The sequence below is a fragment of the Candidatus Binataceae bacterium genome (assembly GCA_035508495.1).
Classification (GTDB): domain Bacteria; phylum Desulfobacterota; class Binatia; order Binatales; family Binataceae; genus JASHPB01.
In genome coordinates, this window is the sequence record DATJMX010000020.1 from 1 (window position 1) to 8,719 (window position 8,719).

At 59.3% G+C, this 8,719-nt stretch carries 9 protein-coding genes and 1 pseudogene; all 10 read left to right on the forward strand.

Going from position 1 to position 8,719, the window contains the following annotated elements; translation table 11 throughout:
- Positions 1-1,437 (forward strand): annotated as a pseudogene (gene istA / locus VMA09_06235) (IS21 family transposase).
- Positions 1,434-2,213 (forward strand): IS21-like element helper ATPase IstB, encoded by a 780-nt coding sequence (gene istB, locus VMA09_06240; GenBank protein HUA33185.1) that lies wholly within the window; start codon positions 1,434-1,436, stop codon positions 2,211-2,213. The pseudogene istA and the gene istB overlap by 4 nt, the downstream one beginning before the upstream one ends.
- Before the next feature lie 119 nt (positions 2,214-2,332).
- On the forward strand, positions 2,333-3,442 hold the full coding sequence (locus tag VMA09_06245; GenBank protein ID HUA33186.1) for an IS4 family transposase: 1,110 nt from the start codon (positions 2,333-2,335) through the stop codon (positions 3,440-3,442).
- A gap of 762 nt (positions 3,443-4,204) precedes the next feature.
- Positions 4,205-4,726: a hypothetical protein gene (locus tag VMA09_06250; protein HUA33187.1), complete on the forward strand. Its 522-nt coding sequence runs from the start codon at positions 4,205-4,207 to the stop codon at positions 4,724-4,726.
- Between the two features lie 433 nt (positions 4,727-5,159).
- On the forward strand, positions 5,160-5,498 hold the full coding sequence (locus VMA09_06255) for a helix-turn-helix transcriptional regulator (GenBank protein HUA33188.1): 339 nt from the start codon (positions 5,160-5,162) through the stop codon (positions 5,496-5,498).
- A complete protein-coding gene (locus tag VMA09_06260; GenBank protein ID HUA33189.1) occupies positions 5,495-6,160 on the forward strand; it encodes a hypothetical protein in 666 nt (221 codons plus the stop codon). The genes VMA09_06255 and VMA09_06260 overlap by 4 nt, the downstream gene beginning before the upstream one ends.
- Before the next feature lie 134 nt (positions 6,161-6,294).
- Entirely contained in the window at positions 6,295-7,254 is a 960-nt protein-coding gene (locus tag VMA09_06265) for an ATPase, T2SS/T4P/T4SS family (protein ID HUA33190.1), read from the forward strand.
- A complete protein-coding gene (locus VMA09_06270) occupies positions 7,247-7,453 on the forward strand; it encodes a hypothetical protein (protein HUA33191.1) in 207 nt (68 codons plus the stop codon). Before VMA09_06265 ends, VMA09_06270 begins: the two co-directional genes overlap by 8 nt.
- A gap of 12 nt (positions 7,454-7,465) precedes the next feature.
- The gene (locus VMA09_06275; protein ID HUA33192.1) at positions 7,466-7,765 is read left to right on the forward strand and encodes a TrbC/VirB2 family protein; all 300 of its coding nucleotides are present in this window, start codon (positions 7,466-7,468) and stop codon (positions 7,763-7,765) included.
- 316 nt (positions 7,766-8,081) lie between these two features.
- On the forward strand, positions 8,082-8,719 hold a 638-nt coding region (locus VMA09_06280; protein ID HUA33193.1), incomplete at its 3' end, for a hypothetical protein.

The following is an 8,719-nucleotide window of genomic DNA, read 5'->3' on the forward strand; positions in this document are numbered from 1 at the left end:
GAAGCGGCGCGGCGATTCGGGATCGACCCGCGAACGGTGGCCAAGATGCTGGCATTCTCGGTGCCGCCGGGATACCGGCGCAATGGACCACCGGCGCGGCCGAAGCTGGACGGGTTCGTGGGGCTCATCGATCAGATTCTGGAAGAGGATAAGGCGCGGCCGGCCAAGCAGCAGCATACTTCCAAGCGGATATTCGAGCGGCTGCGCGACGAACACGGTTACGGGCGGCGGGATCACGATAGTAAAGGACTACGTGTACCAGCGGCGGCTGCGGTCACGCGAGATGTTCGTGCCGTTGCGCCACGATCCTGGGCACGCGCAGGTCGACTTCGGAGAGGCGGTGGCGGTGGTCGGCGGAGTGGAACGGAAGATCCACTTCTTCGCGATGGATTTACCGCACAGCGACGCCTGCATGGTGCAGGCTTACCCGATGGAGAGCAGCGAGGCTTTCTGCGAGGGCATCGCGTCGGCTTTGAGTTCTTCGGCGGTGTGCCGCGCTCGATTTTGTACGACAACACCAGGCTGGCAGTGGCGCGCATCCTGGGCGATGGCCGGCGGCTGAGGACGCGGGTCTTCAGCGAGTTGCAGTCGCACTATCTGTTCGCCGATCGCTTCGGCCGACCGGGCAAGGGCAACGACAAGGGCAAGGTCGAAGGATTGGTGGGTTACGCGCGGCGCAACTTCATGGTGCCGGTGCCGCACGCAACCAGCTTCGCCGATCTCAATGCGCGACTGCTGGAGTGTTGCCGGCGGCGCTTGAACGACCGGCTGCGCAGCCACGATGAGACCGTCGGAGCGCGGCTCGGACGCGACCGCAGCGCCTTCCTGCCGCCGCCCGCGGTTCCTTATGAAGCGTGCGAGAAGTGCGCCGCGCGCGTCAGCTCGCTGTCGCTGGTGCGCTATCGCCGCAATGACTATTCGGTGCCGACGGCCGATGGCCATCGCGAAGTGCTGGTCCGCGGTTATGTGCACGAAGTCGTGATCGCCTGCGGTGCTGAAGCGATCGCCCGTCATCCGCGATCGTACGAGCGCGAGGACTTCATCTTCGATCCGCTGCACTACCTGGCGCTGCTGGAGCGGAAGATCAATGCGCTGGACCAGGCCGCGCCGCTGGTCGGCTGGAGCTTGCCCGAGGAGTTCGCCACGCTGCGCCGTTTGCTCGAAGCGCGCCTGGGCAAGCCCGGCAAGCGCGAGTTCGTCCAGGTACTGCGCCTGATGGAAGTGTTCCGCACCGACGATGTCGCGGCCGCGGTCAGAGAAGCGATCGCGCGGGGAGTGATAGGCTTCGATGCGGTGAAGCACCTGGTCTTGTGCCGCATCGAACGACGGCCGCCACGGCTCGACCTGAGGATCTATCCGTACTTGCCGCCGGCCACGGTAGCCACCACTTCAGCCCGCTCCTACTTAAGCCTGTTGGCTCAAGGGACAGCGTCATGAGCGATACTCCGCAACTGCTGCTCGCCCATCACCTCAAGGCCCTCAAGCTCCCGACCTTCCTGCGTGAGTACGATAAGCTGGCCCGGCAGTGCGCTGCCGAAGGCGTCGATCACGCGCGTTACCTGCTGCGTCTGACCGAACTCGAGATCATCGACCGCGAGCGCCGCACTATCGAGCGCCGCATAAAGGAAGCAAGGTTCCCCGCGGTGAAGAGTCTCGACAGCTTCGACTTCACCGTCATCCCTTCGCTCAACAAGACCCTGGTATTGGAGCTGGCACGCTCCGAGTACGTTGCGCGCCGCGAGAATGTCATCGCGCTGGGCAACAGCGGCACCGGCAAGACTCACATTGCGCTCGGCCTCGGACTGGCCGCCTGCCAGAAGGGCCTCGCGGTCGGCTTTACCACCGCCGCGGCCCTGGTCAACGAACTTCACGAAGCCCACGATGAAAAGCGACTCCTGCGCCTGCAGCGCCAGCTCGCCGCCTACAAGCTGTTGATCGTGGATGAGCTCGGCTACGTGCCGCTCTCACAGACTGGTGCCGAGTTGCTGTTCGAGGTCTTCAGTCAGCGCTACGAGCGCGGCTCGATCATCGTCACCAGTAACCTGCCCTTCGACGAGTGGACCGGCGTGTTCGGCTCCGAGCGGCTCACCGGTGCGCTACTCGATCGGCTTACCCATCACGTCCATATCCTCGAATTGAACGGCGACAGCTTCAGGCTCAAACACAGCAGAGCCGAGATGGCTGACAATCTGTCTCCTCAAGAACCCGGATGAGCCCCGTCCCAATCGACTGCGCCCATCACAAGCTCCGAGTACTGGTGAGGGGGAGAATTCCCATGAGCGTTAACCTAAGCTCTTGATAGTACGCGAGAGTTCGGAGTATTCCTCTGTGCATGGTGGAAACGGCGCGGGCGGATGAGTGGAGGGTAATTGAGGGGCTGCTGCCTCAGCGATGGCGCGAGGCAGCGCGCGAGATGGGCGCATTCAAGCGTGCGCGATACGTCATGGATCCGGCGCAACTACTGCGCCTACTTTTGTTTCACGCGGTGAATGACGGCGGGCTCCGCCAGACGGTCGCACAAGCGCGCGGCAGCGGGATCGCGACGATGTCGCAGGTGGCATTGTTCAAGCGCCTGAAGACCTCGGGAGCTTGGCTGGCGTGGCTGGGTGCCGAGCTCGCGCGGAGATTGCGCGAAGAGCCAAGATTGCCTGAAGCGCTTCGGCCGCGGGTGATAGACAGTACGACCGTGCAAGGGCCGGCTAGTAAAGGGACGGAATGGCGCGTCCACTACTCGCTCGATCTGGTAGCACTGAACTGCGATTGGGCGGAACTCACCGACGTGTATGGAGTCGAGTCGCTGGAGCGCACGCCGATCCGCAAGGGAGACGTGTTGCTGGCCGATCGCTACTATCTGCGCCCCGCCGGCATCCGTTGCGTCAGCGACGCGGGTGCCTATGTGTTGGTGCGGATGGGCTGGCACCACTCGCAGATGCTCGGCAGTTCGAAGCGTCGATTCAACGCACTGCAGCATGCTCGGCGGCTTGCGGTTGGCAAAGTGGGAGCGTGGCCGGTGCAGTTGCTCGTGCCAGGAGGGAGCCCGATCCCGGGTCGAGTCATCACCACCAAGTTACCGGCTCCGATCGCAGCGAAGGCCGAACGTCGCGCGGCAAAAATTGCTGCCAAGAAGAGCCGTCAGATCGATCTACGCACTCTGCAGGCGGCGCACTTCGTGATGGTCTTTACCACTCTGCCTGACACGATACTGGAGGCGACAGAAGTTCTCGAATTGTACCGCTCCCGCTGGCAGATTGAACTGGCCTTTAAGCGACTCAAACAGTTACTCAAGCTCGGGCGTTTGCCGCATAAGGAGCCGGCCGCCGCGCGGGCCTGGATCCTTGCTAAGCTAGTCGTCGCATTACTGCTCGAAACTCTGTATCGAAATGCCCGAACTGTTTCCCCCTGGGGTTATCGCATCTCCTTCGCGGTGCGGCACTCAGCCTGAACCACCGCCCAGTCTATGGCGCTGGACGGCGGTTCTCATCCATGCGCTGCGTCAGGCGTTATGTCCTTGACCCGGACTGCTCGCGCTGTTTAACGCGACCAAGCGCGGCGATCTTTTACGGACGCTCGACGAAGGCCCGCGGATGCGCAAACTGCAGCCTGTCAGGCTTCGCGAACTCCTGAAAACATGGATCTTAGGTTAACGCTTATGGGAGAATTCCCCCTCACACTCACCCTGAACCCATAGCCATCGTTCAGATCGTTCCCACCCTCTTCACTGATGCATTTTTACTCCGGCCCGCTGATGTACTTTTGCTCCGGCGTTGACAGAATTGATCCAGACGAATACCGACCGAGCACTTGGCTCAGAGGACACGAGGAGCAAAACACCCAATTACTGCCGATAGAAACCGATGATCGCAGTCGTCTGTTGAGTGATGCGAATGACGGAGACTCAACAGGAGCGTTCAAGGCGAATGCTGAAGAACGCACGGACAATGATTTGGCCAAACTCCCGCCCCCGTCTTCACCCGTGGTTGTCGTAGCCCCATCTATTGACACTTCCGACATCGAGAAAATTCAGGAAAAACAAAACCAACCGGAGACGCCTAACGCTACGGACGAACGGGCCACGATACCGATACCTGACCGATACTCCTCATCCGACGTACAAAACGACCCCACGTCAATTCCGACTCAGCCACGAGGCATAGTGAGCAGAATTTTCGATCGTTTTCGCTAGTCGCTAATGATTCGCCGACGAATGGAATCTGGCGCTGAAGTCTGGATCGTTGTAGCCGATGTCTTTTTGGGTTTCCTCGCTGTTGTGCTGCTCCTTTCAATCAAGCCCGTTTTGCGTCTGAAGAACTTGAATCCGACTGTTCGATCTAAGGAACTCGAGGCTCCGCTTAAGGAATCCCTTCGTGCTTGCGAACAGGAATTGAAGAAATACAAGATCAAAGTCGCTGAACTGGAGCACGAGCTTGAAGCGCTCAAGGGCCTGCGTTCACATCAACGTCCGACGTGCAAGGAGAAAGGCCTTGCAAGTGGGAATTTATTCGACGCTATCGTACTGGGGGCAGATCAACTGAAAATAGGCGCCACAACATATGATGTCGATGATCTAGAAGACATTTTCGCGAATCCGATCGCAATTGCGGAAAAGCAAGGCTGCGTCCAAACTGTACGCGTTTCTTGCGAGCGAACGATCGACGCTGCGGAATGCATCAGCGTAGAGCGAGCGCTCGCTAAGCATTTTATTGTCGAGCTCAATACCGCACCGTGATGCATCGATGCTCTGAGAAGCAACCCTTTGTGTGAAACCAATCGATCACGTCGATCATTCGCTCCCCCGATTCGCCTGTTGTCCACTGAAAATTGTCGAAGCTCAACGAACGCCGTCTCACGGAGCTGATATACCATTCGCCTCTATGAATCGGGTGGTCCTCGTGCAGCAATAATGCTGAGCCCAAAGGCATATTGGGAAAAAACTGTTAAATTGAGCTTTGACACACTTTTGCAATTGCTAAAATTTAGGCCAAGATAGCTACGGTCTGGAGCAAGGTCGACCTCGCGAAGGATTCGGTAAGCGACGAAACACGAAATGGCGCACCGGTGTATGCAGATTGGCAGGCTGGGTTGTCAACTAACGCGACGAACCCCATGTGGCGAGCGGAACTTCACTGGGAACTAACCATGCAAGAAGCTCTGGCACTGCGATGAAGACGCTGGGACAATTTCTCATAGAAAGGCGCAAGACACAGGGTCTCAGCCAGAAGGAGTTTGCGGCGCTGATCAAGAACCGCGACGGCAAGCCGATATCAGCCACGTACCTGAATTACCTCGAACACGACCGAGGCAAGCCGCCCGATTATCTGCTCGATCAATTCGCCGATGTGCTCAAAGTGGAGCGCGACGTGCTGTATTTCTGGGCGCAGCGGATGCCGCCCGACATCCAGCCAGGCGAAGCAAACGAAGACCAAGTGACCGCCGCGTATCGCGCCTTCCGGCGTGAGCTCAAAACAAAAGGAGGGGGGAAAGGTGGCAAGAAATCATGAAGATGATTCCGGACCGCAGCGGCCGCTTTCCCGAACGGCCCTACTACACGACCGACGAGCTCGAGATCCAGTGTGAGCAACTAATCGAATCATTTCTCGTTGGCCGATACGGACAGTTCGTTATTCCGGTGCCGACGCAAGCGCTTGCGGTGATGATCGAGGACGAAGCCGCCAAGTTCAACATGCTCAGCGATCTGAGCGACGAGGGTGACGAAGTTCACGGCGTGACCGACTTCTTTCCCGGCAAAAAACCTGAGGTCAGGATCGCGCGCGAGCTATCGCATCAATTCTGGCGCGAACACCGCCTGCGCAGCACTCTGCCACACGAGTACGGTCACGTGCATTGGCACACTTGGCTATATGATCGCTATTGCGATCGCGGCGAGCGCCACAAATGCCTTCGCGGCGAGATCCTGCCTGGAAACGCCGAGATCGATTGGATGGAGTGGCAGGCCGGCTACATTTCGGGAGCGTTGCTCATGCCCAAGAGCCGAGTCGATCGATACGTCAATGCATTCTGCGCGAAGCGGTCGGTCAATGTCCCGTTTGAAACCGAATCGGTGGACGGCCGCGTTCTGATTAAACTCGCGAGCGAACTGTTCAACGTATCGGTGGAAGCAGCTAACGTGCGGTTGCGTCAGCTCCGCCATCTGCTTTCGTAGACAGTTTCGATCGAGAGGCGCTTGACATGCGCCTCTCTTTTTTGTACAAAGATTTTGCAATCCCAAAATCCTAGAGTTACTTCACACCTCTGATTGCACCTGACGCTAAGCGACCGATTGAGGTTAAGGCGGTCATGAAGCAAAGCCACGATCAATTCCTGTGGCGACGGGCAGCAGAGCTCCTGGATATCGAGCGTCTTCTTGTCGGCGAGCCGCAGGAGGTTTCAGGCAACTATGATGGCTCGTCTTCAGATTGCCCGCTATTCGCGGATCTTGGGACCGGTGCAATGCGCGCACTTGACGTCTCACTGCCCGCTCGGCGGGTGGAGGCCGGCATTCGTCTGTTGGCTGCGAGCGCTGGCAAAACGATCGAGCGCGACGATCCATTTCTCAATCTGATTCTGCCCAACGGCGCTCGATTCTCGGCGTGCCTCCCGCCAGCGTCCCACGGACCGACTTTTTCGATCCGCATGCACTGGCGTCCGATTCGGCCGCTCGCGGAATTCATCGGCGAGCCTTCCCAGCTAGATGCTATCGACCAAGCGATTCAGCAGCGGGACAACATTGTGGTCGTCGGCGCGACCAGCGCGGGTAAAACCACGCTGCTGAATGCCTTCGTTGGTCGTCTGATTGATCTCTTTCCGCAGGAACGCCTCGGAGTAATTGAGGACGAACCCGAACTCCAAATCGAGGCGCGCAACTGCATACGCCGGGTCGCACACGGCAAGGCGAACATGCGCCGGCATGTTCGCGAGATGCTCCGCATGCGGCCGGACCGAATCATCGTGGGCGAGGTGCGCGGCGGCGAAGCGCTCGATCTGCTGAAGGTTTGGAATACGGGACACTCGGGCGGATTCACGACTCTGCATGCGAACAATGCCCGGGCCGGGCTTCTCCGTCTGGAGAGTCTGACCGAAGAGGCCGGCGTCGCAGCCAATCCACGCCTCATCGCCGAGAGCGTCAATCTCGTGATTTTCATTGGCCGCCGTCCGGACGGTACGCGACGGATTGTGGAGATGGTGCGGGTCGAAGGCTACGCACCGGACGGCGGCTATCAACTCAGACGCATCGCAACCGCCGAGGAGCATGCATGAAATGAACTCCCTCCGTTCTCTTATCGCCGTCTGCGTCGCATTTCATGGCGCGCCGCTCCTCGCGCTGAGTTCGCTCGTATTTGCCACCTGGGCCATCGGCGATCTGGGTGATGGATCGTCTTTGCTGGCGGTTCTCCTCATCGCCGCGATCTTTCTGATGTTCGCGATCCACATCGCGTTGTTGACGCTCGGTTCTTAAGGAGGTCGAGTCATGCGCAAATCAATTTTCATCGCATCACTACTGGTCCTGAAGGCAGCACCGGCTTTCGCTTACACCCCGACCGGCCTTCCGTGGGATGGACCACTGACGTCGCTGATCAATGGAATGCAGGGTGGTCTCGCACACGCGATGCTCGCGGTCGGGATCATCGTCGCGGGAATCGGATGGACGTTCTGGCAGGAGTTCGGGCCCGCAGCGAAAGCGCTGGTCGGCGTGATCGCGGGCGGAGCACTGGCGGGCGCCGCGCTAGAAATCATGACCTATCTCGGTTTGGCCGCGGTGATCCACTGATGCCTGCCAAGGTTCATCTATCGATGGTCAGAGCGCCACTTCTGGGCGGCGGCCATCCGCGCCTAACCGTCATCAACATGGTGCTCGCATTGGCGATTTTGTCGACGGGCCTTCACTGGTGGACCCTCGCACTGGCTATCGGCGTTGGGCTCGCGATGCAGTGGCCATTGCGCGCTGCAGCGAAACGACACCCTGAATGGCCGATCGTTTACTTCCGCCATCTGCGTGAGCCTGCGATCCGCATGGCTCACGGACGCGCATGGAGAACTCCGGAGAAGCCGAAACCTGCGGTGCCACCGCTACCGAGGTGGATGCCATGAATCTCTGGAAGGCGCGAATCGATCATTCGCTCGCTGACATTGTGCAAGCGAGTGCTTTCTCAGCTGAGGGCGAAGCGTTCCTAAAGCCGGGCGGGCTGATGGTGGCGCGCGAAATCCGTCATGACGACTTCGAGTCATTGTCGCCAGCGGAAGTGGACGCGATCTGCGAGCGCTTCGAGCAGGCGCTCGGCCAACTCGGCGACATGGATATGCTTCACGTCGTCCATCATCGGCTGCCGGCACCCAATTATCCCGAACGCGAGTTTCCAACGCGCGCGGCTGCGCTGGTCGACGCCGAGCGGCGGGCGGCTTTCGGCAACGAACGCTACTGGGTGACGAAGAGCCGCATTTATTTGAGCCACTATTTTCCGCCTGAAGCCAAGGCGCGACTGTCATCAGCTTTCTTCGCCGGAAGCAGCACTGGAGCTGCGTCGAGCTGGCAATACGAGATCGATCGTTTTCGCGAACGGGTGCACGCCCTGGACGATTCACTATCAGGCGTTGCTCGCGTCCGAAGCCTCAATTCGGCCGAAATGTTCCACGACCTGCATCTCTGTCTTACAGGATTGGAACATCCCATCGCGCTGCCATCGGTGCCAGTTCATCTCGATGAGGTCCTGGCTGACCAGACCTT